Annotated in this window: 23 protein-coding genes; 15 read left to right on the forward strand and 8 right to left on the reverse strand. The window is 71.4% G+C overall.

Translation table 11 applies throughout. From position 1 onward, the window contains the following. Positions 1-179 precede the first annotated feature (179 nt). Positions 180-2,339, reverse strand: coding sequence for an elongation factor G-like protein EF-G2 (locus BXA10_RS11330; protein ID WP_076470234.1), 2,160 nt, complete (start codon positions 2,337-2,339; stop codon positions 180-182). A 253-nt stretch (positions 2,340-2,592) separates the two neighbouring features. Between BXA10_RS11330 and pgsA the strand changes: the two genes are divergently transcribed. From pgsA to BXA10_RS30825, 8 genes are all read left to right on the forward strand, one after another. Further along, on the forward strand, positions 2,593-3,225 hold the full coding sequence (pgsA, locus tag BXA10_RS11335) for a phosphatidylinositol phosphate synthase (RefSeq protein ID WP_076470235.1): 633 nt from the start codon (positions 2,593-2,595) through the stop codon (positions 3,223-3,225). Beyond that, complete coding sequence (locus BXA10_RS11340; protein WP_076470236.1) at positions 3,222-4,133, forward strand: phosphatidylinositol mannoside acyltransferase; 912 nt, start codon at positions 3,222-3,224, stop codon at positions 4,131-4,133. The genes pgsA and BXA10_RS11340 overlap by 4 nt, the downstream gene beginning before the upstream one ends. Positions 4,134-4,135: 2 nt before the next feature. Further along, positions 4,136-5,296, forward strand: a complete 1,161-nt coding sequence (locus BXA10_RS11345; RefSeq protein ID WP_076470300.1) for a glycosyltransferase family 4 protein — start codon at positions 4,136-4,138, stop codon at positions 5,294-5,296. A 204-nt stretch (positions 5,297-5,500) separates the two neighbouring features. Continuing rightward, entirely contained in the window at positions 5,501-6,004 is a 504-nt protein-coding gene (locus BXA10_RS11350; protein ID WP_076470237.1) for a hypothetical protein, read from the forward strand. A gap of 158 nt (positions 6,005-6,162) precedes the next feature. Then, entirely contained in the window at positions 6,163-7,080 is a 918-nt protein-coding gene (gene pdxS / locus BXA10_RS11355; RefSeq protein ID WP_217696758.1) for a pyridoxal 5'-phosphate synthase lyase subunit PdxS, read from the forward strand. 67 nt (positions 7,081-7,147) lie between these two features. Further along, positions 7,148-7,756 carry a pyridoxal 5'-phosphate synthase glutaminase subunit PdxT gene (gene pdxT / locus BXA10_RS11360; protein WP_076470238.1) on the forward strand — a complete coding sequence of 203 codons (609 nt, stop codon included), beginning with the start codon at positions 7,148-7,150 and terminating at the stop codon, positions 7,754-7,756. A gap of 534 nt (positions 7,757-8,290) precedes the next feature. Then, positions 8,291-9,040 carry a YebC/PmpR family DNA-binding transcriptional regulator gene (locus BXA10_RS11365; RefSeq protein ID WP_076470239.1) on the forward strand — a complete coding sequence of 250 codons (750 nt, stop codon included), beginning with the start codon at positions 8,291-8,293 and terminating at the stop codon, positions 9,038-9,040. Between the two features lie 7 nt (positions 9,041-9,047). Next, entirely contained in the window at positions 9,048-9,287 is a 240-nt protein-coding gene (locus BXA10_RS30825; RefSeq protein ID WP_245828211.1) for a hypothetical protein, read from the forward strand. 70 nt (positions 9,288-9,357) lie between these two features. Here BXA10_RS30825 and BXA10_RS11375 read toward each other — a convergent pair whose 3' ends face one another. From BXA10_RS11375 to BXA10_RS11400, 6 genes are all read right to left on the reverse strand, one after another. Beyond that, positions 9,358-10,419 (reverse strand): ABC transporter permease, encoded by a 1,062-nt coding sequence (locus BXA10_RS11375; RefSeq protein WP_076470302.1) that lies wholly within the window; start codon positions 10,417-10,419, stop codon positions 9,358-9,360. 89 nt (positions 10,420-10,508) lie between these two features. After that, positions 10,509-11,402: an ABC transporter ATP-binding protein gene (locus tag BXA10_RS11380; protein WP_084752581.1), complete on the reverse strand. Its 894-nt coding sequence runs from the start codon at positions 11,400-11,402 to the stop codon at positions 10,509-10,511. A gap of 81 nt (positions 11,403-11,483) precedes the next feature. Continuing rightward, positions 11,484-12,191, reverse strand: a complete 708-nt coding sequence (locus tag BXA10_RS11385) for a response regulator (protein ID WP_076470241.1) — start codon at positions 12,189-12,191, stop codon at positions 11,484-11,486. Then, a complete protein-coding gene (locus tag BXA10_RS11390) occupies positions 12,188-13,471 on the reverse strand; it encodes a sensor histidine kinase (RefSeq protein WP_076470242.1) in 1,284 nt (427 codons plus the stop codon). The genes BXA10_RS11385 and BXA10_RS11390 overlap by 4 nt, the downstream gene beginning before the upstream one ends. A 166-nt stretch (positions 13,472-13,637) precedes the next feature. Next, positions 13,638-14,585: a permease prefix domain 1-containing protein gene (locus BXA10_RS11395; protein ID WP_076470243.1), complete on the reverse strand. Its 948-nt coding sequence runs from the start codon at positions 14,583-14,585 to the stop codon at positions 13,638-13,640. Beyond that, positions 14,582-14,923 carry a PadR family transcriptional regulator gene (locus tag BXA10_RS11400; RefSeq protein WP_076470244.1) on the reverse strand — a complete coding sequence of 114 codons (342 nt, stop codon included), beginning with the start codon at positions 14,921-14,923 and terminating at the stop codon, positions 14,582-14,584. Before BXA10_RS11400 ends, BXA10_RS11395 begins: the two co-directional genes overlap by 4 nt. A 239-nt stretch (positions 14,924-15,162) precedes the next feature. Here BXA10_RS11400 and dnaE point away from each other — a divergent pair, with 239 nt between their 5' ends. Next, positions 15,163-18,696 carry a DNA polymerase III subunit alpha gene (gene dnaE / locus BXA10_RS11405; RefSeq protein WP_076470245.1) on the forward strand — a complete coding sequence of 1,178 codons (3,534 nt, stop codon included), beginning with the start codon at positions 15,163-15,165 and terminating at the stop codon, positions 18,694-18,696. Between the two features lie 158 nt (positions 18,697-18,854). On the opposite strand, the gene BXA10_RS31440 is transcribed toward dnaE, so the two are convergent. Next, the gene (locus BXA10_RS31440) at positions 18,855-18,992 is read right to left on the reverse strand and encodes a hypothetical protein (protein ID WP_175649169.1); all 138 of its coding nucleotides are present in this window, start codon (positions 18,990-18,992) and stop codon (positions 18,855-18,857) included. Between the two features lie 282 nt (positions 18,993-19,274). Between BXA10_RS31440 and BXA10_RS11410 the strand changes: the two genes are divergently transcribed. The 6 genes from BXA10_RS11410 (at position 19,275) to BXA10_RS11435 (ending at position 25,257) form a co-directional block, all read left to right on the forward strand. Then, the gene (locus BXA10_RS11410; RefSeq protein WP_076470246.1) at positions 19,275-20,315 is read left to right on the forward strand and encodes an aminotransferase class V-fold PLP-dependent enzyme; all 1,041 of its coding nucleotides are present in this window, start codon (positions 19,275-19,277) and stop codon (positions 20,313-20,315) included. 257 nt (positions 20,316-20,572) lie between these two features. Next, a complete protein-coding gene (locus BXA10_RS11415) occupies positions 20,573-21,334 on the forward strand; it encodes an ABC transporter ATP-binding protein (RefSeq protein WP_076470247.1) in 762 nt (253 codons plus the stop codon). Beyond that, positions 21,321-22,013, forward strand: a complete 693-nt coding sequence (locus BXA10_RS11420) for an ABC transporter ATP-binding protein (protein ID WP_076470248.1) — start codon at positions 21,321-21,323, stop codon at positions 22,011-22,013. Before BXA10_RS11415 ends, BXA10_RS11420 begins: the two co-directional genes overlap by 14 nt. A 43-nt stretch (positions 22,014-22,056) precedes the next feature. Next, entirely contained in the window at positions 22,057-23,307 is a 1,251-nt protein-coding gene (locus BXA10_RS11425; protein ID WP_076470249.1) for an ABC transporter substrate-binding protein, read from the forward strand. Between the two features lie 55 nt (positions 23,308-23,362). Then, positions 23,363-24,244 carry a branched-chain amino acid ABC transporter permease gene (locus BXA10_RS11430; protein WP_076470250.1) on the forward strand — a complete coding sequence of 294 codons (882 nt, stop codon included), beginning with the start codon at positions 23,363-23,365 and terminating at the stop codon, positions 24,242-24,244. Further along, on the forward strand, positions 24,241-25,257 hold the full coding sequence (locus tag BXA10_RS11435; RefSeq protein ID WP_076470251.1) for a branched-chain amino acid ABC transporter permease: 1,017 nt from the start codon (positions 24,241-24,243) through the stop codon (positions 25,255-25,257). Before BXA10_RS11430 ends, BXA10_RS11435 begins: the two co-directional genes overlap by 4 nt. The last annotated feature ends 355 nt before the right edge of the window (positions 25,258-25,612 follow it).

A 25,612-nucleotide genomic window follows, 5' to 3' on the forward strand; every position in this document is an offset into this window, starting at 1 on the left:
CCCCGGCCACTCGTTCACGGAAAGAGTGGCCATTCCAGCGGAAACAGCCACTCTTTCCGTGCACGAGGCGTTAAAGCGGGCAGCGGAAACAGCCACCCTTTCCGTGCACGAGGCGTTAAAGCGGGCAGCGGAAACAGCCACTCTTTCCGAGACCGAGGCCCACACAACGGGGGCGTGGGTTACGGGGTGGGGTGTTCCTTGCGGATCTGGTCGGCCAGGTGCGCGGGCATCGGGTCGTAGCGGACGAAGCTGCGCCGGAAGGTGCCGGTGCCGGCCGTCATCGAGCGCAGCTCCACGGCGTAGCGGAGCAGTTCGGTGGCGGGGACCTCGGCGCGGACCACGGTCCGTCCCTCGCTGTCCGGATCCGACTCGGTGCCGAGCACCCGGCCGCGCCGGCCGGAGAGATCACCCATCACCGCGCCGACGGAGGAGTCGGGCACCCGGATGGTCACCTCGTCCACCGGTTCCAGCAGGGCCGGCTGCCCCTTCTCGGCCGCGTCCCGCAGGGCCAGCGCCCCGGCTGTCTGGAACGCGGCGTCCGAGGAGTCGACGCTGTGCGCCTTGCCGTCGAAGAGGGTGACCCGCACGTCCACCACCGGGTAACCGGCGATCAGGCCCCGTTCCATCTGGGCCCGGACGCCCTTCTCCACCGACGGGATGTAGTTGTGCGGCACCGCGCCGCCGACCACCCGGTCCACGAACTCGAAGCCGGCGCCGCGCGGCAGCGGCTCGACCTCGATGTCGCAGACGGCGTACTGGCCGTGGCCGCCGGACTGCTTGACGTGTCGGCCGTGGCCCCTGGCCGCGCTGGTGAACGTCTCCCGCAGCGCCACCCGCACCGGTTCGGTGTCCAGCTCGACGCCGCCGGCGCGCAACCGGTCGAGCACCACGTCGGCGTGCGCCTCGCCCATGCACCAGAGCACGAGCTGGTGGGTTTCCGCGTTGCGCTCCAGCCGCAGTGTGGGGTCCCCGGCGATCAGGCGGGACAGGTTGCGGGCCAGGGCGTCCTCGTCCGACCGGCTCTTCGCCACGACGGCCACCGGCAGCAGCGGCTCGGGCATCTCCCAGGGCTCGATGAGCAGCGGGGTCTCCCTGGTGGAGATCGTGTCGCCGGTCTCCGCGCTGCCCGACTTGGTGATCGCGCAGATGTCCCCGGCGACGCAGGCGGCCACCTCACGCAGGGCGGAGCCGAGCGGGGTGTAGATGTGCCCCACCCGCTCGTCGGAGTCGTGGTCGGGATGCCCGCGCTCGGCGAGGCCGTGCCCGGAGACGTGCACGGTCTGCTCGGGCCGCAGGGTGCCCGAGAAGACCCGCACCAGGGAGACCCGCCCGACGTGCCGGTCGATCGTGGTCTTGACGACCTCGGCGACCAGCGGTCCGTCCGGGTCGCAGGCGAGCGGCGGATGTGGCGAGCCGTCCACGCCGGTCACCACGGGCAGCTCGTGCTCCAGCGGCGACGGGAAGGCGGCGGTGAGCACTTCCAGCAGGGTGTCCAGCCCGACGCCGGTCTCGGCGCACACCGGCACCACGGGGTAGAAGTGGCCCCGGGCGACGGCCTTCTCCAGGTCGTCGATGAGCACGTCGGTGCCGATCTCCTCGCCCTCGAGGTACCGGTCCATGAGCGACTCGTCCTCGCTCTCCGCGATGATCCCCTCGATGAGCTCGTCGCGCGGCTCGACGATGGCGGGCAGGTGCTCCGGGTCCGGCTGCCGGATCTCGGCGGGGAGCCCGCCGGTGTAGTCGAAGACCCGGCGGGTGATCAGGCTGAGCAGGCCGACGGTCGACACCCCGTCGTCGCCGAGCATCGGCAGGTAGAGCGGGAGCACGTTGTCGCCGAAGACGCGCTGGCACAGCGCCACCGCCTCGTCGAAGTCGGCGCGCGGGTGGTCCAGCCGGGAGACGGCGACCGCCCGGGGCATGCCGACCGCGGCGCACTCCTCCCACAGCGCGGCGGTGGCCGCGTCCATCCCGTCGACCGCGGAGACGACGAAGAGCGCGGCGTCGGCGGCCCGCAGCCCGGCGCGCAGCTCGCCCACGAAGTCGGCGTAGCCGGGAGTGTCCAGCAGGTTGACCTTGATGCCGTCGTGCAGCAGCGGCGCGCAGGCCAGGCTCACCGACCGCTGCTGGCGTACGGCGGCCGGGTCGTGGTCGCAGACGGTCGTGCCGTCGGTGACCGCGCCGGCGCGGTCGATCGTGCCGCTCGCCCTGAGCAGCGCCTCGACCAGGGTCGTCTTGCCGACGCCGGAATGCCCGACGAGCACGACGTTGCGAACCCTGCCGGGCTCGGTCACCACCGGCACGACGCCGGTGACACCCTTCTCCTGACTCTTCTGCGCCATGGGGCGCACCTCCCTCAGCCGGTGGTGGTGGCGAACCGCCGCGCGTAACGGGACAGCGGCCCGGGGCGGGTGCGCGGCGATATCCTCCGGTGGACTGCTGCACAGCGAGAACTCGGACGGGTGGGCAGGTGAGCTGGGTCACCTTCCTGACCCGATCAGACACCCGTTCCCGGGCGCGCACAAGCTTTCGCCGCGCCGCCGCGCTGACCGGCCGTATCGCCGTACCTGGGTGGACCGTTATCGTGGGACCGCCATGGCGAAGATCTTCCAAGTGTCGGCCCGCGCGGGGATGACCCGCGTCGTCGAGCCGCTCGCACGCGGCCTGCTTCGAGCGGGCGTCACCCCCAATGCGGTCACCGTGACCGGCACCGTCGGCGTGCTGGTCGGCGCGCTCGGCTTCGGCGCCCGCGGTGATCTGGTCGCCGGTGCGCTGATCGTCACGGTCTTCGCGCTCACCGACCTCCTCGACGGCACGATGGCCCGGATGAGCGGCGGCTCGACCCGGTTCGGCGCCTTCCTCGACTCGAGCATGGACCGGATCGCCGACAGTGCCGTCTTCGGCGCGGTCGCGTACTGGCTGGCCACCGAGGGCGACCACGCCGGCGTGGCGGCGGCGTTGCTCTGCCTGGCGGCCGGCAGCATCGTCTCGTACGTCAAGGCCCGGGCCGAGGGACTCGGCATGACCAGCAACGTGGGCATCGCCGAGCGCACCGAGCGGCTGCTGATCGTCGGGGTCGGCGGCCTGCTCACCGGTCTCGGCGTGCCGATGGCGTTGCAGATCGCGCTCTGGCTGCTCGCCGCCGTGTCGATCTTCACTGTGGGGCAGCGCATGCGGCACGTTTACCGGCAGGCGCGGCAGCTCCCCGCACCGGGTGCGAACGGGTGAATCTCACCGAGCTCGGGTACGTCGCGGGCTGGCGGTTCGTTCGCGCGTTGCCGCGACCCGTCGTCGCCGCGGCGTTCCGGGCCGGCGCGGACCGCGCGGCCCGCAAGGGCGGCGCGGGTACGTCCCAACTGCGGGCCAACCTGCGCCGGGTGGTGGGGCCGGAGCTGCCCGACGCCGAGCTCGACGACCTGGTCAGGCGGGGCATGCGTTCGTACGCCCGCTACTGGATGGAGGCGTTCCGGCTGCCGTCGCTGAGCCGCGAGCAGATCCTGGCCGCCTTCCACCTGGACGGTGCGGAGCAACTCGCGGCGGACGTAGCGGCCGGCACCGGCGCGGTGATCGCGCTGCCGCACGCCGGCAACTGGGACGCCGCGGGCGCCTGGGTGGCCGCCAACGGCTGGCCGATCACCACCGTCGCCGAGCGGCTCGAATCGGACGGCGTCTACGGGCGGTTCCTGGCCTTCCGCAGGAGCCTGGGCATGGAGATCCTGCCCAACCGCGGCGGCGAGCGTCCCGCCTTCGACGTGCTGGTCGACCGGCTACGCGCCGGCGCGGTGGTGCCGCTGCTGGCCGACCGGGACCTCTCCGCGCGCGGGGTGGAGGTCGACTTCTTCGGCGGCCGTACCCGCATGCCCGCCGGGCCGGCCCTGCTGGCCCTGCGCACCGGGGCGCCGCTCTACGTGGCCTCCCTCTGGTACGAGCCCGATCGGGCGCGCGCGGCGCTCGTGGGCCCGATCGCCGTGCCTGGTGCGGAGGAGGGCCCGCTCGACCAGCGGGTCCGGACGCTCACCCAGCGCGTCGCCGACGAGTTCGCCGTGGGCATCGCCCGGCACCCGGAGGACTGGCACATGCTGCAACGCATGTGGCTCGACCAGCGGAGCGCGGTAGGCCCGGACAGCGGGCGATGACGTTGCGGATCGGCATCGTGTGCCCGTACTCGTTCGACATCCCGGGCGGGGTGCAGAACCACGTCATGGACCTCGCCGAGGCGCTGATCGCCCTCGGCCACGAGGTCAGCGTGCTCGCCCCGGCCGACGAGGACTCGCCGCTGCCGCCGTACGTCGTGCCGGCCGGCCGGGCGGTTCCCCTGCCGTACAACGGGTCGGTGGCCCGGATCGCGTTCGGCCCGGTGTCCACCGCCCGGGTGCGGCGCTGGATCACCCGTGGCGACTTCGACGTGCTGCACGTCCACGAGCCGCTGACGTTGAGCCTGTCGCTGCTCGCGGTCCTGTCGGCCCGCGGTCCGGTGGTGGCCACCTTCCACACGGCGATCACCCGGTCCCGGGCGTTGGCCGCCGCGCAGGGTGTCCTCCAGATCGTGCTGGAGCGCATCACCGCACGGATCGCGGTCAGCGCGCTGGCTCGCAAGGTGCAGGTCGAGCACATGGACGGCGGTGCGGTGGAGATCCCGAACGGCGTGGCGGTCGCCAAGTTCGCCGACGCCGAGCCGCTGCCCGGGTGGCCGGGGGAGTGCGGGCCGGGCACCGGCGGGACGCTCGGCTTCCTGGGCCGGTTCACCGAGCCGCGCAAGGGCTTCTCCGTGTTGCGTGACGCCTTCGCCGACCTCGCCCCGAGCCGCCCCGGGCTGCGGCTGCTGGTCGCCGGCCCCGGCGATCCGGACGAGCTGTTCGGCCAGTTCCCCGCGGCGCTGCGCGACCGGGTGACCTTCCTGGGTCTGGTGTCGGAGGAGGAGAAGGCGCGCATGCTGCGCAGCGTGCACCTCTACGTGGCGCCGAACACCGGCGGCGAGTCGTTCGGGATGATCCTCACGGAAGCGCTGGCCGCCGGCACCACGGTGGTCGCCAGCGACCTCGACGCGTTCCGCCGGGTGCTCGACGGCGGCCGTGCCGGCCGGCTCTTCCCCACCGGCGACCCGGTGGCGCTGCGCGACGCGCTCGTCGACCTGCTGGACGACGGGGCGGCGCGGGCCGCGCTGACCGCCTGCGGCGACCAGGTGGTGGCGAGCTACGACTGGCCGGTGGTGGCCCGGCGGGTGCTCGAGGTGTACGCAGCGGCGATCGAGGCCACCGACGGTCGGGTCATCGACGAGGAGTGGGTGGGACTGGGTTGAGCCGTCGCCCACCGGGCGGGAGCGCCGGGTGCGGGCTGCCGGCGGCGGGTGCCGGGGCGAGGTCGCCGAGGTGAGGGCGTGTCCGGGAATGCCGGGGCGTGGCGCTGATCGGATCGCCGGGGCGGCCCGGAGCCGGGCCGGCGCCGGGGGAGCAGATCGCCGTGGCCGGCCGGGCCGGCGGGACGGGAACGGAGCAGCACTACGATGCCGGGCATGTGGTGGGCGGTGGGCACGATCATGGTCGTCGGGCTCGTCTCGACGTATCTGGTCTGGACCGCCGGCCGGGTCGAACGGCTGCACGCCCGGGCGCAGCTCGCGGCCCGGGCCCTCGATGCCCACCTGTTGCGCCGGGCGGCGGCCGCCGCCGTGCTGGCCGAGCGGCGGTACGGCGTCGAGCTGTACGCGGCCGCGCGCATCGCGCTCGACGCGCACCCGGACGAGCGGGAGGCCGCCGAGAACGACCTGACCCGCCAGCTGCGCCTGGTGCAGCTCGACCCCACCGACCCGGACTGTGAGGCGGTGATCGCCGCCAGCCGGCGCCTCGCGCTGGCCCGGCAGGTGCACACCGACCTGGTACGCGACGCACGGGCGGTGCGGGGGCGCACCCTGGTGCGCCTGTTGCGGATGGGGCGCGGCCGGGAGTGGCCCCGGTACTTCGACATCGACGACCCGACCCTGACCGTTCCGGCGGACGTTCCCACCGGCTGAGCCGCCCGGCACCGCGCCCGGCCGGGGCGGCCCCCGAGCGCCGGTGATGGCTGACACAGTGCAGGCCACCATGGGTCTGATTGGCTGTCGGAGCGGCGTTGTGGTGGGCGTAGCCTTTTTGCTGTCACCCCCCGAGCACGTCCGAGGAGCGATAACCCGTGCCCGAAATTACCGCCCCGAACACCAGCGGCAGCCCCGTCGTCGGCACCGCCCGCGTCAAGCGTGGCATGGCCGAGATGCTCAAGGGCGGCGTGATCATGGACGTGGTCGACGCCGAACAGGCCAAGATCGCCGAGGACGCCGGAGCGGTCGCGGTGATGGCGCTCGAGCGGGTGCCGGCGGACATCCGCGCCCAGGGTGGCGTGGCCCGGATGAGCGACCCCGACATGATCGAGGGGATCATCAACGCCGTCTCGATCCCGGTCATGGCCAAGGCCCGCATCGGTCATTTCGTCGAGGCGCGGATCCTCCAGGCGCTCGGCGTCGACTACGTCGACGAGTCCGAGGTGCTGACCCCCGCCGACTACACCAACCACATCGACAAGTGGTCCTTCACCGTCCCGTTCGTGTGCGGTGCGACCAACCTGGGTGAGGCGCTGCGCCGGATCACCGAGGGCGCCGCGATGATCCGCTCCAAGGGTGAGGCGGGCACCGGTGACGTCTCGAACGCGACCACCCACATGCGCAAGATCCGCCAGGAGATCCGTCGGCTGAGCTCGCTGCCCGCCGACGAGCTCTACGTGGCGGCCAAGGAGCTCCAGGCGCCGTACGAGCTGGTCAAGGAGGTCGCCGAGACCGGGAAGCTGCCGGTGGTGCTCTTCACCGCCGGCGGGATCGCCACCCCCGCCGACGCCGCGATGATGATGCAGCTGGGCGCGGAGGGCGTCTTCGTGGGCTCAGGCATCTTCAAGTCCGGCAACCCGGCCCAGCGGGCCGCCGCGATCGTCAAGGCGACGACCTTCCACGACGACCCCGACGTGCTGGCCAAGGTCTCCCGAGGTCTCGGCGAGGCGATGGTCGGCATCAACGTCGACGAGATCCCGCAGCCGCACCGCCTGGCCGAGCGCGGCTGGTGACGGCAGGAGAAGGCCCCCCGCCCGTGCGGGGGGTCTTCCGCACACGGACTTCGGAAGGAGCGGTGCGATGAGCGGGACACCCGTCATCGGCGTGCTCGCCCTCCAGGGCGACGTTCGCGAGCACGTCGCGGCGTTGGCCGCGGCGGGCGCACAGGCCGTCCCCGTACGTCGTACGCGGGAACTGGACGCCGTCGACGGTCTGGTCATCCCCGGCGGCGAGTCCACCACGATGAGCCGGCTGGCCGACGTGTTCGAGCTGCGCGAGCCGATCGACAAGCGGATCGCCGGTGGGATGCCCGTCTACGGCTCCTGCGCCGGCATGATCATGCTGGCCACCGAGGTGCTGGACGGCCGCCCCGACCAGCGCGGCTTCGACGGCATCTCGATGACCGTCCGGCGCAACGCGTTCGGCAGGCAGGTCGACTCGTTCGAGGCGCCGGTGACGATCACCGGCATCGCGGGCGAGCCGTTCCACGCGGTGTTCATCCGTGCGCCCTGGGTCGAGCGGGTCGGCGAGGGCGTGGAGGTGCTCGGTCAGGTCACCGACGGTCCGTCGGCCGGGCGGATCGTCGCGGTACGGCAGGGCAACCTGCTGGCCACCTCGTTCCACCCCGAGCTGACCGGCGACGTGCGGCTGCACCGCTACTTCGTCGACCTGGTGCGCGCCGCCGCCTGACCGGCGGCGCCTCTGTCCGGCGGCGCCTCTGTTCGCGGCGCCCCTGTCTGGCGGCGTCTGCGGGTGGCGGCGGGCCTGGGTGGCGGGGTTCCTGGGCAGCTGCGGGCCTGGGCAGCGGCGGGCCCGGGCGGTGGGGTTCCTGGGTGGCCGTGACCGGGGGCGGGGTTGATCAACTCGGGTTCCATGATGTCGGGGTGTCCCGTGCTCGGACACCGCGACTTCAAGGAGGCCGAGTCGATCAGCCGAGGGGGGCCGGGCGTACCCCTGACGCCACGGCCGACCAGGCCCGCCGGGCATGGATTCCGGCCGCCAGGCGTTGTGTTCTGAGTGCGCCCGACGGCCCGGCGCTGCCAGCCGGTGATGACCGGGTGTGACATGGTGGGGCGCGGGCTCGGTAGGATTGCCGCCGTTCGGCAGGGCCATCCGCCCGCGTGGCGTCTCCCGCGGGAGCCGACCGGCCGCCGGATCGCCGAATGCGGCACTTGATCGGCGTGGCAGTCGACGCAGGCGTGGAACGACACACGGAGGTAGCAGATGTCCGGCCACTCAAAGTGGGCGACCACCAAGCACAAGAAGGCCGTCATCGACGCCAAGCGCGGCAAGATGTTCGCCAAGCTGATCAAGAACGTCGAGGTGGCGGCCCGGACCGGCGGCGGTGACCCCGCCGGCAACCCGACCCTCTACGACGCCATCCAGAAGGCGAAGAAGAACTCGGTCCCCAACGACAACATCGACCGCGCCGTGAAGCGCGGCTCCGGCCTGGAGGCCGGCGGCGCCGACTACCAGACGATCATGTACGAGGGCTACGGCCCGAACGGCGTCGCGCTGCTGATCGAGTGCCTGACCGACAACCGCAACCGCGCGGCCACCGAGGTGCGCACGGCGCTGACCCGCAACGGCGGGTCGTTCGCCGACGCCGGTTCGGTGTCGTACATGTTCTCCCGCAAGGGCGTCGTGATCGTCCCGAAGGCGGGGACCACCGAGGACGACGTGATGATGGCCGTCCTGGACGCCGGCGCGGAGGAGGTCAACGACCTCGACGAGGCGTTCGAGGTGGTCTCCGAGCCGACCGACCTGATCGCGGTCCGCACCGCCCTGCAGGAGGCCGGCATCGAGTACGAGTCGGCCGAGTCCTCGCTGATCCCGAGCGTCAACGTCCCGCTCGACGAGGAGGGCGCTCGTAAGATCTTCAAGCTGATCGACGTGCTGGAGGACTGCGACGACGTGCAGAACGTCTACGCGAACTTCGACGTCAGCGACGAGATCATGGCGGCGGTCGGCTGAGCCGGCCGTGACAGCGCAGCGATTCGCGCCGGGCGACCTGGTCGTCCGGCGCGAAGTGCTTCTCGGCGAGGTCTGGTTCGCCGTCCCGACGATCTGCGTCGAGGACACACCGGAACTGCTCGCCCTCTACCTGCCGCCCGGGGCCGAGTTCGGGTTCCCCGAAGTCGGGGACTGGGCGGCGTGGACGCCCGACCCGTCCTGGCCGGTGCCCCGCCTGCCCGCCGGCTGGGAGACCGTTGCCTGCTGAACCGCCGGACCGCCGATGCGGTGGCCGGACGACCACCACATCGGCGACCTTCAGGTGAGCCCGGCCGGTGTCAGCTCACGCTCTCCCGGGTGCGCCAGGCCGTCCGGATCGAGATACGGCCGTTGGTGCGCAGCAGCGCGCCCTCGTACACCCGGGCCCCGGCGAGCAGGAACGCGCCGGCCGCGACGAGCAGCAGGAGCAGCGCCACCACCGGTTCCCAGACGGGGGCGTCGCCGGTGAACAGTCGCAGCGGCATCGCCGTCGGCGCGGAGAACGGCAGGTAGGACAGGATCCGCATCGCCGTCGCGTTGTCGTTCAGGAAGATCACCGCGAAGAACGGCAGCATCACCACGAGCTGCACCGGCGTGGAGACCCCGGTGAGGTCCTCCTGACGGTTGACCAGCGCCCCGGCCGCCGCCCACATCGCCGCGACCAGCACGAAACCCACCAGGAAGAACGGCACGAACCAGCCGATCGCCGGGCCCAGCAGCGGGAGCAGGCCGCCGCCGTCCCCGAAGACCATGCCCGCGACCGCGACGAGGGCGACCAGCACGATCTGCCCGAGGGCCAGCACCGTGCCGGCGACCATCTTGCCGGCCAGCAGCGCCCGGACCGGCACCGCGGCCGCCAGGATCTCCACGATCCGGGTCTGCTTCTCCTCGATGACGCTCTGCGCGATCTGCACGCCGAAGACCTGCGACGTGATGTAGAAGATGAACGCGAAGACGAACGGCACCAGGAACGCCGCGACCGGATTCAACGCGTCGGGATTCAGCAGCCGCACCTGCGGTCGGGTGCTCAGCGCGGCCACCACGTCGTCGGGCACCTCGTCCAGGGCGAGCACGGCCGGGCCGGAGACGACCGCCGCGTCCACCTCGTCGTCGCGGACGGCCTGCTCGGCGGCGCGGTCGTCGGGTACCGTCCGCACCTCCAACCCGGCGGCCCGCAGCGGGCCCGCGGACTGCTCGGTGGCGGCCACGGTGGACGGTCCGCCGGAGAGCAGTGGCGGCAGGACGGTCGCCGCAGCGGCGATGAGCAGGAAGAGCAGGGTGCTGAACAGGAAGGTCTTGTCGCGTAGCTTGACCCGGATCTCCCGGGCGGCGACCAGGCGGGCGGCCTGCACGGTGGTCACCGGCCCCTTTTCAGCCTCCGCCTGCGGTCCGGCGGCCGGCACGGTCGGGAGCGCCGCACGCGCGCCGCGCGGTTCAGACTGCACGGTGTTCACTGGGTGACCTCTCGGAAGATCTCGGTGAGGGAGGGGGCGAGCGGCCGGAACGCGCGTACCGGGCCGCGTGCGAGGGCCGCGTGCAGCACCGGCTGCTCGTCGGCGCCGGGCGCGAGGTCGAAGACGGCGCGCGCGCCGTCGAGGTCGACCAGCAGCACTCCGGGCTGGTCACGCAGCCAGCCGGCGTCGCTCTCCACCACCAGTTCGAAGCGGGGCGAGGTGTACGTCCTGCGCAGCTGCTCGCGGTCACCTGCCGCCCGGATCACCCCGTCCGCGATGATCACGAGGTCGTCGCAGAGCCGCTCGACCACGTCGAGCTGGTGACTGGAGAAGAGGACCGCCGCGCCGGCCGCGGCGCGTTCCCGCAGCACGCCGACGACGGTGTCCACGGCCAGCGGGTCGAGGCCGGAGAACGGCTCGTCGAGCACCAGCACCTCCGGACCGTGCACCAGCGCGGCGGCGATCTGCGCACGCTGCTGGTTGCCGAGCGAGAGCGTCTCCAGCAGGTCGCCGCCGCGCTCGGCGAGGCCCACCCGCTCCAGCAGCGCCTCCGTGGCCCGCGAGGCCGCGGCGGCGGTCATGCCGTGCAGGCGGCCCAGGTAGACGACCTGTTCCCGGACGCTCATTTTGGGGTAGAGGCCACGCTCCTCCGGCATGTAGCCGAAGCGCCGCCGTACCTGCGGGTTCAGCGGAGCCCCCTGCCAGGTCACCCGCCCGGCGTCGGCGGCGAGCACCCCGAGGATGATCCGCATGGTGGTGGTCTTGCCGGCGCCGTTGCCGCCGACGAACCCGGTCATCCGGCCGGCCACCACGTCGAAGGACACGTTCTTGAGTGCCTGCCGGTCGCCGAAGCTGCGGTCGACGCCGTCGAGGCGAAGCACACTCGTCACAGCCGTCACGCTAGTTCGGCGGCCGCCCACCGCCGTCCGTCGGCGGACGGACACCCGGCGTCCGCCTGATGGCGGAGGCGGTCACGCCCCGGGGCGGACCACCCCGTGCTCGTACGCGAAGACCACCGCCTGCACGCGGTCGCGCAGGCCGAGCTTCGCCAGCACCCGGCTCACGTGCGTCTTCACCGTGGCCTCGCCGAGGTGCAGGTGGGCGGCGATCTCCGCATTGCTGGCCCCCCGGGCGACCAGTACCAGCACCTCCCGCTCGCGCGGGGTGAGCTCGTCCAGCGCCGCCGGGCCTCCGGCCACCGACGTTGCGCCGGTGCCGGGCCGGGTGAAGGTGGCGATCACCCGGCGGGTGATCTCCGGAGCGAGCAGCCCGTCGCCACGGGCCACCACCCGGATCGCCTCGATCAGCGACTCCGGGGTGCCGTTCTTGAGCAGGAATCCGCTCGCCCCGGCGCGTAGCGCGGAGAAGAGGTAGTCGTCCCGGTCGAAGGTGGTGAGGATCAGCACCGCCGGCCCGTCCGCGTCGCCCGGCGCGGTGATCCGGCGGGTCGCCTCCAATCCGTCCACACCGGTCATCTCCACGTCCATGAGCACCACGTCCGGGTGCAGCGCCCGGGTCATGCTCACCGCGCGTTCGCCGTCGGCCGCCTCGCCGACGACCTCGATGTCGTCCTCCACCTCGAGGATGACCCGGAAGCCGGTTCGGACCAGATGCTGGTCGTCGGCGAGCAGCACCCGGATCGGCCGCTCCGCACCGGGCAGGCCGGCTCCGCCGCTCATACCGGCTCCGCCGCGGTCACCGCGAGGGGGAAGCGGGCGCGTACCCGCCAACCGCCGCCGGCGCGTTCGCCGGCCTCCAGCACGCCGCCGTGCGTGCCGACCCGCTCGCGCATGCCGACCAGACCCAGCCCGTCCGGATTGACGGGGCGGGTCGGCCGCCCGTCGTCGGTTACGTCGACCTCCACCTCCTTGGCCAGGTACCGTAGCCGCACGTCCAGCACGCGGGCCCCGGTGGCGTGTTTGAGCACGTTCGTGACCGCCTCCTGGACGATCCGGTGGATCGCCTGCGACACCGACTCCGGCAGCGGCAGCGCCGTCCCGTACACCGCGAAGGTCGCCTGCAGTCCGGCGTCGCGGGCCCGCTCCACCACCGCGGCGACCTGGTCCACACCGGAGGGCGCCTCGACGCGCTCCGAGGTGCTCTCGCTCGCGCGCAACACACCGAGCATCCGGCGCAGCTCGTCGACGGCCGTACGGGCGGTCTCCTCGATCGCGGTCAGCGCGGTCCGGGCCTTGGTCGCGTCCCGGTCGAAGACCCGGCGGGCGGCCGCCGCCTGTACGCCCATCACCGAGACATGGTGGGCGACGACGTCGTGCAGTTCGCGGGCGATGCGTACCCGCTCACCGATCACGGCCCGCCCGCGCGCCTCGGCCTGCGAGCGGCGCAGTTCCTCGGCCTGCTCGGCCAGTTCGTGCTGCCGGCGGGCGGCCAGCCACGAGGTCTCCCCGAAGAAGTACGCGAAGCCGAAGTAGAGCCCGTTGACCAGGACCCCGCTCACCAGGGCGGCGAGCACCGGGGGTACCGGCCCGACCGCCTGGGAGAACGCGTCGGGCGGGATGCTGCCGACGCTGACCGCGTAGTAGACGCCCAGCCAGGCGAACATGGTGGCGATCACGCCGATCCGCAGCCGCCGGGACAGCCTGCGGTCCGGCCCCCACGCGCCGAGCGAGTAGATCGCGGCGAAGAGCGCCCATGAGGAGAGCTGCGCCTCCGGGGCGGACCGCGCCTGGGCGGCGATGAACATGACCGCGACGACGACGAGCGCGCTGGCGGGGTACCGCCGACGCCAGATCAGCGGCAGCGGCACCGCCACGGTCCAGAGGAGCTGCTCCGGCACGGAGGGTGGCGGCCCCAGCAGGAACGCCCCGGTGCTGTGGGCCAGCGTGAGGCTGAACAGCGCCAGGACCGTGAGGGCGAGTCCGGCGTACAGGTCGAGCCGCCGCTGTTCCGGGGTGGGGCCGGGCCGGCGCCAGCCGTCATCGGGGGTGGGGGTGGTCATCCCCCAGAGGATGTCATCCCAGCGGCCTTCGTCGCTCGGGGGCTTCCGGGGCGGTGCCGGCCGCGCGGTCCGGACGGTCCTCGCCGCGGCCACCGCCGGGAGCCGGCCGGCGCTGGACGCGCCGCGGCCCGGCACCCCCGTGAGTGCCGGGCCGCGCCGTGCCGGGTCAGTGCCGGGTGCGGTACGCCTTGATCGCGCTGTCGATGACGTCCCAGGCGGTGATCAGGACCGTGCCGACGATGACCACCGTGGCGACGTTGTTCAGGTTCTCCTCACGGGAGAGCCACTCCCACCGGTTGACGAAGTCCGGGTTGAGCAGCCGGTCGGCCGAGATCAGCCAGATCACCGGGGCCGCGAACGCGACGTTCAGTGCGGCGTTGACCCCGACCAGCGGCCACGTCCAGCGGCCGGCGCGGAACTTGGCGAACTCCAGGCCGACGGTCGCGACCAGCACCGCCATCAGGACGGGTAGCCAGAAGCTCCACAGCGCCGGGTCGAGGATCGGCAGGTTGCCGCCGTCGTCGCCGGGTACGAACGAGTGGAAGTGCTGGAGCGGCAGGTACGCGATGACCAGCACCAGCCACCCGATGGCGGCGACCGTGTCGACCGGCTTGATCTGCCGATTGACGTAGTCCTCCTGGAGCTGATCGACGGTCCACGCCGGCAGGTTGAGCGAGGTGTTGGTGCGCTCCAGCAGCGCGAAGACCAGGGTGACCCAGAAGCCGATCTGGACCACGGTCTGGATCGCGGCGGCGATCCCCGCGCCGATCGCGTCGCCGCCGTTGCCGTCCGTCGCCTCCACCAGGCCGACGATCACCCCGACCAGCGCCGGGATGAAGCTGAGCAGCAGCTTGAGCAGCCGCTCCCAGGCCAGGTAGTAGGTGGGGCCGATGAGCTGGAGACGCCGGTCGGCGTAGCGGGCCGCGAGCTGCGCGGGGTTGCCCAGCTCGGTGAGCACCTCGCGCTCGGCGGCCTCGGCGTCGCGACCGTCGGCGCGCCGGCCGTCGATCATGTCCTCGATCGAGCCGCGCAGCTCGGTCGCGATCTCCTCGCGCCGGGCGGCCGGCACCGTCCGCAGGGTGGCGGCGAGGTAGCGGTCGGTCAGGGAGGTCATCGTCCTACTCCTTCGATCAGCCCGGTGAGCGAGGTCTGTACGGCGGCGAGGTCGTCGAGGAGCCGGCGGAGCACCGACTCGCCTTCGTCGCTGGTGCGGTAGAACTTGCGCGGCCGGCTCTCCTCGGTGTTCCACTCGCTGGTCAGCAGCCCCTGTTCCTCGAGCCGGCGCAGCAGCGGGTAGAGGGTGTTGGCGTCCACCGGGAAGCCGTGCCCGCTGAGCCGTTGCAGCAGTGCGTAGCCGTAGTCGGGGTGGCGCAGGGCGATCAGGCTCGCCAGCACGACCGTGCCCCGGCGTAGCTCTTGGAGGTGGGTCCGTAGCACTTCGTCACTGCCCATGCGTCACACGATACTGTGTGCCACACACTAATGTCCACCCATACATCGTCGTGTGGCCGACAACGATGTGCGTTGGGCGATGCTGTGGCGGGTTGCCTGCTGCCGGTGCCGACCCGCGCGGCGCGACGAGACGCGTGCCACGAGCCGCGGCGCGGACGGTGGAGCCACGGAGTTGACCTCGGTAGGGTGGTCTCCGGTCGGCTCCGACCGCCAAGATCCACAGCTGGGGGGCGCCTCGCATGGGCGATTCGTTCGCGCATCTGCACGTACACACCGAGTACTCGATGCTCGACGGAGCGGCCCGGCTCAAGGATCTGTTCGCCGAGGTCAGTCGCCAGGAGATGCCCGCGGTGGCGATGACCGACCACGGCAACATGCACGGCGCCAACGACTTCTACAAGCAGGCGATGGCCGCCGGGGTGAAGCCGATCCTCGGCGTCGAGGCGTACGTCGCACCGGAGTCGCGCTTCCACAAGCAGCGGGTCAAGTGGGGCCGCCCCGAGCAGAAGAGCGACGACGTCTCCGGTAACGGCGCGATCACCCACATGACCATGTGGGCGCAGAACAAGACGGGGCTGCACAACCTCTTCAAGCTCAACTCGCGCGCCTCCATGGAGGGCCACTACATCAAGTGGCCCCGGATGGACATGGAGTTGATCGCCGAGTACGCCGAAGGGATCATGGCCACCACCGGCTGCCCCTCCGGCGCTGTGCAGACCCGGCTGCGGCTCGGGCAGTTCGACGAGGCGCTCAAGGTCGCCGGGGCGTACCAGGACATCTTCGGCAAGGAGAACTACTACCTGGAGCTGATGGACCACGGCCTGGACATCGAGAAGCGGGTCCGCGACGGGCTGATCGAGGTCGGCCGGAAGCTCGGCATCCCACCGGTGATCACCAACGACTCGCACTACACGCGAGAGGACCAGGCGGAGGCGCACGACGTACTGCTCTGCGTGCAGACCGCCAGCAACATCGCCGACCCCAACCGGTTCCGCCTCGAGGGCGGCGGCTACTACATCAAGTCCGCCGACCAGATGCGCGCGGTCAACTCCTCAGAGCTCTGGCTGGAGGGCTGCCGCAACACCCTGCTGGTGGCCGAGAAGGTCGACCCGGCGGGCATGTTCGAATTCCACAACCTCATGCCGCGCTTCCCCGTGCCGGACGGGGAGACCGAGGAGTCCTGGTTCCGTAAGGAGACCTTCGCCGGCCTGCACCGCCGCTACCCGAACGGCATCCCCGAGGGGCACGTCAAGCAGGCCGAGTACGAGCTGGGCGTCATCGTCCAGATGGGCTTCCCGTCGTACTTCCTCGTGGTCGCCGACTTCATCCAGTGGGCGAAGAGCCAGGGCATCGCGGTCGGCCCCGGCCGGGGCTCGGCGGCCGGCTCGCTGGTGGCGTACGCGCTGGGCATCACCGACCTGGACCCGATCCCGCACGGGCTGATCTTCGAGCGGTTCCTCAACCCCGAGCGCGTCTCGATGCCGGACGTCGACATCGACTTCGACGAGCGCCGGCGCGGTGAGGTCATCAAGTACGTCACCGACAAGTGGGGCGAGGACAAGGTCGCCCAGATCGCCACCTTCGGCACCATCAAGGCGAAGGCCGCGATCAAGGACTCGGCCCGGGTGCTCGGCTACCCGTACGCGGTAGGCGACCGGATCACCAAGGCGATGCCCCCGGCGGTGATGGGCAAGGACATCCCGCTCACCGGCATCTTCGACCCGAAGCACCCGCGCTACGCCGAGGCCGGTGAGATCCGCGGCCTCTACGAGTCCGACCCGGACGTCAAGAAGGTCATCGACACGGCCAAGGGCATCGAGGGGCTGATCCGGCAGACCGGTGTGCACGCCGCCGGCGTCATCATGTCCGCCGAGCCGATCATCGATCACATCCCGCTGATGCGCCGGGACTCCGACGGGGTCATCATCACCCAGTTCGACTACCCGACGTGCGAGTCGCTCGGGCTGTTGAAGATGGACTTCCTCGGCCTGCGCAACCTCACCATCCTCGACGACGCGGTCAAGAACATCCAGCTCAACCACGGCAAGGAGCTGGACCTGCTGTCCCTGCCGCTGGACGACAAGGCGGCCTACGAGCTGCTGGCCCGGGGCGACACCCTGGGCGTGTTCCAGCTGGACGGCGGGCCGATGCGCTCGCTGCTGAGGCTCATGAAGCCGGACAACTTCGAGGACATCTCGGCCGTCCTGGCGCTCTACCGGCCCGGTCCGATGGGCGTCGACTCGCACACCAACTACGCGTTGCGCAAGAACGGCCTCCAGGAGATCACCCCGATCCACCCGGAGCTGGAGGAGCCCCTGCGGGAGATCCTCGCCCCCACCTACGGCCTCATCGTCTACCAGGAGCAGGTGCAGCGCGCCGCGCAGATCCTCGCCGGCTACAGCCTCGGCCAGGCGGACCTGCTGCGCCGGGCGATGGGTAAGAAGAAGAAGGAGATCCTCGACAAGGAGTTCGTGCCGTTCCGCGACGGCTGCCGCGAGCGCGGCTACTCCGACGAGGCGATCCAGGCGGTGTGGGACGTGCTGGTCCCGTTCGCCGGCTACGCGTTCAACAAGGCGCACTCCGCCGCGTACGGGCTGGTCTCGTACTGGACGGCGTACCTCAAGGCGCACTACCCGGCCGAGTACATGGCGGGGCTGCTGACCAGCGTCGGCGACGACAAGGACAAGATGGCGCTCTATCTGTCCGAGTGTCGCCGGATGCGTATCCAGGTGCTGCCGCCCGACGTGAACACCTCCGCCGGCCCGTTCACCCCGGTCGGCAAGGACATCCGCTTCGGTCTGGCGGCGGTGCGCAACGTCGGCGCGAACGTGGTCGCCTCGATCATGCGGTGCCGCGAGGAGAAGGGCGCGTACACCGACTTCTACGACTTCCTCTCCAAGGTCGACGCGGTGGTCTGCAACAAGAAGACCATCGAATCGCTGATCAAGGCCGGCGCGTTCGACTCCCTGGGGCACAGCCGTAAGGGGCTGCTCCAGGTCCACGCGGACGCCATCGACGCGTACGCCGACGTCAAGCGCAAGGAGGCCACCGGCCAGTACGACCTGTTCGGTGCGGGCTTCGGCGACGTGGAGAGCACGGCCAGCGCCACGGTCATGCCGGTGATCGGCGAGAGCGAGTGGGACAAGCGCGACAAGCTCGCCTTCGAACGGGAGATGCTCGGCCTCTACGTCTCCGACCACCCCCTGTTCGGCCTGGAGCACATCCTCAACGCGGCGGCGGACACCACGATCGCCGCACTCGCCGAGGAAGGCGCGGTGCCGGACGGGGCGGTGGTCACCCTCGCCGGGATCCTCTCCGGCGTGCAGCGCCGGGTCACCAAGCAGGGACGGGCGTGGGCCTCGGCCACCCTGGAGGACCTCGCGGGTGGGGTGGAGGCGCTCTTCTTCCCGAACACCTACGAGGTGATCGGTCAGTACATCGCCGAGGACGCCATCGTGGTGGTCAAGGGGCGGGTGGACCGGCGCGACGACACGCCGCGCATCATGGCGATGGACATGTCGATGCCGGACGTCAGCGCCAGCGCGGCGAACAAACCCGTCACCCTCACCATCCCGGTGACCCGGTGCACCCCGCCGCTGGTCGAGCGGCTCAAGGAGACGCTGGTGCTGCACCCCGGCGACGCCGAGGTGCACGTCAAGCTCCTCAACGGCAGCAAGACCACCACGCTGCGGCTCGGCCCGTTCCGGGTGGCGGCCACCACCGCCCTGATGGCCGACCTGAAGAGCGTCCTCGGCCCGGCGAACGTGAGCTGACCACCAGTCGGCGCTCATCGTCGCGGCTCGCCCGGCCGCGCTCATGATCGCGCTCGCCCGGCCGCGCTCATGATCGCGCTGGATCCACAAAGTAGTGGCCTCGTCGTCGGGGCGAGGCCACTACTTCCACGTTCCAGCGTGATCTCAGGGCCCGGCCGTCAGGCCGTGCGGCACCAGCGCGCCGAGAATGAGCAGATAGCCGCCGGCGAGCGCCGGACGACCCGGAACAGGCCGACTTCGACCTCGGTCTCGACCTGATCCTCGATGGCGTCGCCGCCGCGATCCGGCCGCCACATCCACCAACACCTGAGCGCGCGCCCACCGCCCGCTGTCGGTGGTGCCCTCGCACCCCCGCGAGGCCGAGATGCCTACGAAGCCGATACCTCAGAGGCATGAATATGCCTCTGAGGTATCAAGCTCGCGGCACCTTTCGCCGTGCTCCGTCGGCCGTGCGCCGTGCTCCGTCGGCCGTGGGCAATCCGCGATCCGCAATCCGCGGTCGCCGTCCGCCGTTCGAGCGGGCCGCCGGTGGCGCATTGGCTGTCCACGTTCGCGGTTCCCACGGCTAGCGTCGGGACATGGAACTCGACACCGCCCAGAAGCTGTGGCAGCCGGAGCCCGGCTGGCTCAACACCGCCAGCTACGGGTTGCCGCCCGAGCCGGCGTGGACCGCGTTGCAGGACGCGCTCGCCGACTGGCGGGTGGGGCGTACCTCCTGGGAGGGGTGGGGCGAGTCCGTCGACCGGTCCCGCGCCTCCTTCGCCCGGCTCATCGGCGGCGTGCCGGCGCACGACGTGGCCATCGGCGCCAGCGCCTCGCAGCTGCTCGCGCCGGTGGCGGCGGCGCTGCCCGCCGGAGCCACCGTGGTGGTCCCCGACGTGGAGTTCACGTCGAACCTCTTCCCCTGGCTCGCGCAGGCCGAGCGTGGCGTGCACGTACGCACGGTGCCGCTCGCCGGGCTGGTCGACGCGATCGACGCCGACACCGACTTGGTGGCGTTCAGCCTCGTGCAGTCCGCCGACGGCACGATCACCGCGTACGACGAGATCGTGGCCGCGGCCCGGGCGCACGGCGCGCTGGTCGCGGTGGACGCCACCCAGGCCGCCGGCTGGCTGCCCTTCGACGGCACCCGGGCCGACGTGGTGGTGGCCGCGGCCTACAAGTGGCTGATGGGGCCGCGCGGCGCGGCGCTGGCCTACCTGGCTCCGGCGCTGCGGGAACGGCTGCGTCCCGACGCCGCAGGCTGGTACGCGGGCGCCGACCCGCACGCCTCCTACTACGGGCCGCCGCTGCGGCTCGCCGACGACGCCCGCCGGTTCGACATCTCCCCGGCCTGGTTCAGCTGGGTCGGTCTCGCGCCGGCGATGGAGCTGCTCCTCGACGTCGGCCTGCCGGCGATCCGGTCGCACAACGTCGCGCTCGCCAACCGGTTGCTCACCGGGCTCGGCCGGCCGCCGGGGGAGAGCGCCATCGTGACAGTCGAGGTGCCGGACGCACAGGAGAAGCTGGCGCGGGCCGGGGTGCGGGCGGCGGTCCGGGCCGGGCGTCTCCGCGCATCCTTCCACCTCTACTCGACGACGGACGACGTCGACATGGCTCTCAACGCGCTGCTGGGCTAGGGGTCACTGTCGCCGTCAGACCGTGCGCGCCACACATGTGTACAAGCATCGATGTGGGCGAGTCGCCGGGGCGCGGGTGCCGGACGGCTGTCGCCGAGGGTGTGATGTGGTGGGCGAAGCCTGTTCGATGCATGGGAATGTGTGGGGTATCGACATGGCTCGACCCGTGCGCCCGGCCGTACGTTTCCTGAACGCGGCGGCCATGTGACCACTGTCACCCATCCGACCGTCGCCGGGAGACGTCGGAGGACATGGCGATGGCCGGGCAAGCGCTCCTGTCGGCTCGCGGGCTGACCCGTGACTTCCGGGGCTTCCGGGCGGTCGACGGCGTCGACCTCGACGTCGCGCCGGAGACCGTCCATGCGCTCGTCGGCCCGAACGGTGCGGGCAAGACGACCCTGTTCAACCTGCTCACCGGGTTCCTGCGCCCCACCGCCGGGCGCATCGAACTGGCCGGGCGGGACGTCACCGGGCTGCCCCCGGAGCAGGTGGCCCGCCTGGGGGTGGCCCGTTCGTTCCAGATCACCAGCCTCTTTCCCCAGCTCACCGCGCAGGAGCACGTCGAGCTGGCGTTGCAGTCGTCGAGCGGACTGGGCTGGCGGTTCTGGCGGTCGGCGAAGCTGATGGCCCGCTACCAGGACCGCGCCGCCGAGCTGCTCGACATGGTGGGGCTCGCCGACCTCGCCCACGCTCCCGCCGAGGCGCTCGCGTACGGGCGGAAACGGGCCCTCGAACTCGCCATCGCGCTCGCCCTGGACCCGAAGGTGCTGCTGCTCGACGAGCCGACCGCCGGCATGGGGCTGGAGGACGTCGACCGCACCGTCGAACTGGTGGCCCGCGTGCGGCAGGGCCGGACGGTGGTGATGGTCGAACACAACATGAGCGTGGTCGGCCGCCTCGCCGACACCGTCACCGTGCTCCAGGCCGGGAAGGTCCTCGTCGAGGGCCCGTACGACGAGGTCCGCGCCGACGAGCGGGTCATCACCGCCTACCTGGGAGCCGCTGATGCTGCGCATTGACCACCTCTCCGCCTGGTACGGCGAGGCGCAGGTGCTGCGGGACGTCAGCCTCGACGTCGCCGCCGGTGAGGTGGTGACCCTGGTGGGCCGCAACGGCGCCGGCAAGTCCACCCTGCTGCGCTGTGTGATGGGGCTGCACGCCGGGCAGCGCGGCACTGTCGAGCTGGACGGGCGTGACCTCGGGCGGCTGCCCGCGTACCGGCGGGCGCGGCTCGGGCTCGGCTGGGTGCCGGACGACCGCGGAAGCTACGCCACGTTGAGCGTGGCCGAGAACCTCACACTGCCGCCGACCGTCGGCCCAGACCCGTGGCCGCTGGAGCGGGTGTACGAGACGTTCCCCGCCCTGCACCAGCGGCGGGACTCGGCGGCCACCACCCTGTCCGGTGGCGAACAGCAGATGCTCGCCCTGGCCCGGGTGCTGCGCATGGGCGCCCGGCTGCTGCTCTGCGACGAACCGACCGAGGGACTCTCCCCACTGCTGGTGCAGCAGGTCGGCGACCTGCTGCGCGAGGCCAAGCGGCACGGGGTCACCGTGCTGCTGGTCGAGCAGAACCTGCACTTCGCCACCGGCGTCGCCGACCGGCACTACCTGCTGGCCGAGGGGCGAGTCGTGGAGGCGATGGACAACTCCGAGGTGCGCTCGCGGGAACGCGAACTGCTGTCGTACCTCGGGATCTGATCTCGACTGCTGACCGCGTCACGGCGCGGATGGAGGGAATGGCATGCGTAGGACCGTGGGTGTGGCCGTGGCGTCGGCCGCCGTTGTGCTGATGGCCGGCTGCGGTGGCGGTGGCCCCCAGTCGGGCGGTGACCAGAAACTGACCGGCGACAAGATCGTGCTGGGTGTCCTGAACGATCAGTCCGGGGCGTACTCGGAGCTGTCCGGCCGGAACTCGGTGAAGGCCGTGGAGATGGCGATCGCCGACTTCAAGGCCAAGCACGGCGACGCGGCGGTGACCAAGGACATCACCGTGGAGACCGCCGACCATCAGAACAAGCCGGACGTCGCGAACAGCAAGGCCGCCGAGATGTACGACCGCAAGGGCGTCGACATCATCCTCGACGTGCCCACCTCCTCGGCCGCGTTGAAGGTCGCCGACGTGGCCAAGGAGAAGAAGAAGCTCTACTTCAACATCGGCGCCGCCACCACCGAGCTGACCGGCAAGAGCTGCAACAAGTACACGTTCCACTACGCGTACGACACGTACATGCTCGCCAACGGCACCGGCAAGGTGACCACCCAGCAGGTCGGCAAGAACTGGTACATCCTCTACCCGAACTACGCCTTCGGGCAGGACATGGAGAAGAGCTTCTCCGCCGCCATCACCGCCGCCGGCGGTCAGGTGGTCGGCAAGGACGGCGCCCCCTTCCCGAACACCAGCGGCGACTACTCGACCTACCTGCTCAAGGCGCCCGGCCTGAACCCGAAGCCGCAGGTGCTCGGCACCATGCAGGCCGGGGCCGAGCTGGTCAACGTGGTGAAGCAGTACAACGAGTTCAAGCTGCGGGACAAGGGCGTCGGCCTCGCGGTCGGCCTGATGTTCATCACCGACATCCACTCGCTCACGCCGGCCGCCTTGGCCGGCACCACGTACACCGACGCCTGGTATTGGAACTTCGACCAGGAGAACCGCGCGTTCGCCGACCGGTTCCAGAAGGAGACGGGTACCCGGCCCTCGTTCGCGCACGCGGCCAACTACTCCGCCGCGATGCAGTACCTGGAGGCCGTGCAGGCCGCCGGCACCGACGACGCGGACACCGTGGTAAAGGGGCTGGAGGGCAAGGAGATCAACGACGTCTTCCTCCGCAACGGCAAGATCCGCGCCGAGGACCACCGGGTCATCCACGACGCGTACCTGGCGCAGGTGAAGCCGCAGGCCGAGGTCACCGAGCCATGGGACTACGTCAAGGTGCTCGAGACCATCCCGGCGGCGGAGGCGTTCGCCGCGCCCTCCCCGGACTGCAAGCTGTGAGCGCGAGGAGTGAGCCGGTCTTGCGAGCCCCGCAGTCGCGAACGAAGGGGCCGCTGTGACCGGGTTCCTGCAGAATACGTTCAACGGGTTGGTGAGCGGGGCGTTCTACGCCCTGCTCGCCCTCGGGCTCGCCGTCATCTTCGGCATGCTGCGGGTGGTGAACTTCGCCCACGGCGCGTTCTACATGCTCGGCGCCTTCGGTGCGTACGTGCTGCTCAGCGAGGCGGGCGTGCCGTTCTGGGCGGCGCTGGTCATCATGCCGCTGGGGCTCGGCCTGCTCGGCATGGCGCTGGAACGGGCGGTCATCCACCGGCTCACCCGGCTTGACCCGCTCTACAACTTCCTGCTCACGTTCGGCCTGACGCTGATCCTCCAGGACCTGGTCAAGTCCCGGTACGGCGTCCAGTCCAGCCCGTACGCCACCCCGTCGGCGCTGAGCGGTTCGGTGGACTTCGGGCTCTTCGACTTCCCGACGTACCGGGTGTTCATCCTCGGTTTCGCCGTACTGGTCTGCGTCGCCGTGTGGTGGGTGCTGACCCGGACCCGGGTGGGCATGGTCGTACGCGCGGCCACCGAGCGGCCGGAACTCACCCCGGCGTTCGGCATCAACGTCGGACGCTGGGTCACCCCGGTCTTCGGCTTCGGTATCGCGCTCGCCGGGCTCGCCGGTGTGCTCGCCGCGCCGATGCGGGCCGTCAACCCACTCATGGGCGCCGACCTGATCATCGTCGTCTTCGCCGTGGTGGTCATCGGCGGGCTCGGCTCGATCTTCGGCTCCGTCGCCGCCGGCTTCGGCATCGGCCTCGTGCAGGCGTGGGGTGAGGCGTACCTCTCGGACTTCCCGATCGTGTCCCAGACGATCGTCTTCGTCGTGATGGCCGTCGTGCTGCTCTGGCGCCCGGCCGGGCTCTTCGGCCGCGAGGAGGCACCGGCATGACCAGCACCGTCGACACCCCGGCCGAAGCCGGCCGCCCGGCGCCGCCGTCCGGTCTGCTCACCGTCGGCCGGGCCCCCGCCTGGGTCCGGTACGCGCTGCTCGCGGTCGGGCTGGTCGCCGCGCTCTGGTTGCCGAACGGGCTCTACCCGGCCGTTGCCGTGGACATCCTCTGCTGGGCGCTCTTCGCCGTCGCCGTGGACCTGCTGCTCGGCTTCACCGGGCTGATGTCCTTCGGGCACGCCGCCTTCTGGGGTACCTCCGCGTACGTCACCGGACTCGTCGCCATCCACGCCGGCCTGCCGTTCCCGGCCGCCGTACTGGCCGGGGCGCTCACCGCCGCGGCGCTCGCGGTGCCCATCGGCTACCTGGCGGTGAAACGGACCGGAATCTACTTCGCCATGGTGACCCTGGCGTTCGCGCAGATGGTCTACTACGTGGCCAACGAGTGGCGGTCGGTGACCCAGGGCGAGAACGGCCTCCAGGGTGTGCCCCGTTCGTTCTTCGGCGTGGACCTGACCGACGACTACTACTTCTACTACGCGATCCTGCCGATCGTGCTGCTGGGCCTGGCCGCCGCCTGGCGGATCGTGCACTCGCCCTTCGGCCGGGTGCTCGTCGGCATCCGGGACAACCCGGCCCGAGCCCGGGCGCTCGGTTACCCCGTGCACCGGTACAAGCTCACCGCGTTCGTCCTCTCCGGCTTCATCGCCGGGCTCGGCGGCGGCCTCTTCGCCGTGGGGCACCGCTTCGTCTCCCTCGACGTGCTGCACTGGACGACCTCCGGCAAGGCGGTCATCGTCGTCGTGCTCGGCGGCATCGGCACGCTCTGGGGGGCGGTGCTCGGCGCGGCCCTCGTCGTACGGCTGGAGGACTGGCTGTCGTTCTCCGGCTTCGAGGCGATAGGCCTGGTAACCGGCGGCATCTTCGTCCTCGTCGTACTGCTCTTCCGGCGGGGCATCTGGGGGAGCGCGGCCCTCCTGGCCAAGCGCTGGATGGCCCGCCGGCAACGCTGACGTCGCTCGTCGGCCGTCGCTCGTCGGCTGTCGGCCGTCGCTCGTCGGCTGTCGGCCGTCGCTCGTCGTCGTTGGCGGTCGCGCGTTGCGCGTCGGCCGTCCTGTCCTGGGAGTGGAGACGCCGCTGGCCGGCACCCGGGTTCGGGTGCCGGCCAACGGTTGAAGCTCATGCGCTGTGTGGTTGTCAGCTGTTCCAGTACTGGCCGACGAGGTCGGCGGCCTGCTGTTCCCACTGGGCGTAGGCGTCCGGGTAGGCCGAGACCTGCACGGTCTGGGCGGCCTGGGTCAGCGGCATGTCGTGCCAGCCGTCGACCTGCTTCAAACCCTTCAGGAACGCGGTGGTGGCGTACTGCGG

This window comes from Micromonospora avicenniae (genome assembly GCF_900156065.1).
Lineage (GTDB): Bacteria > Actinomycetota > Actinomycetes > Mycobacteriales > Micromonosporaceae > Micromonospora > Micromonospora avicenniae.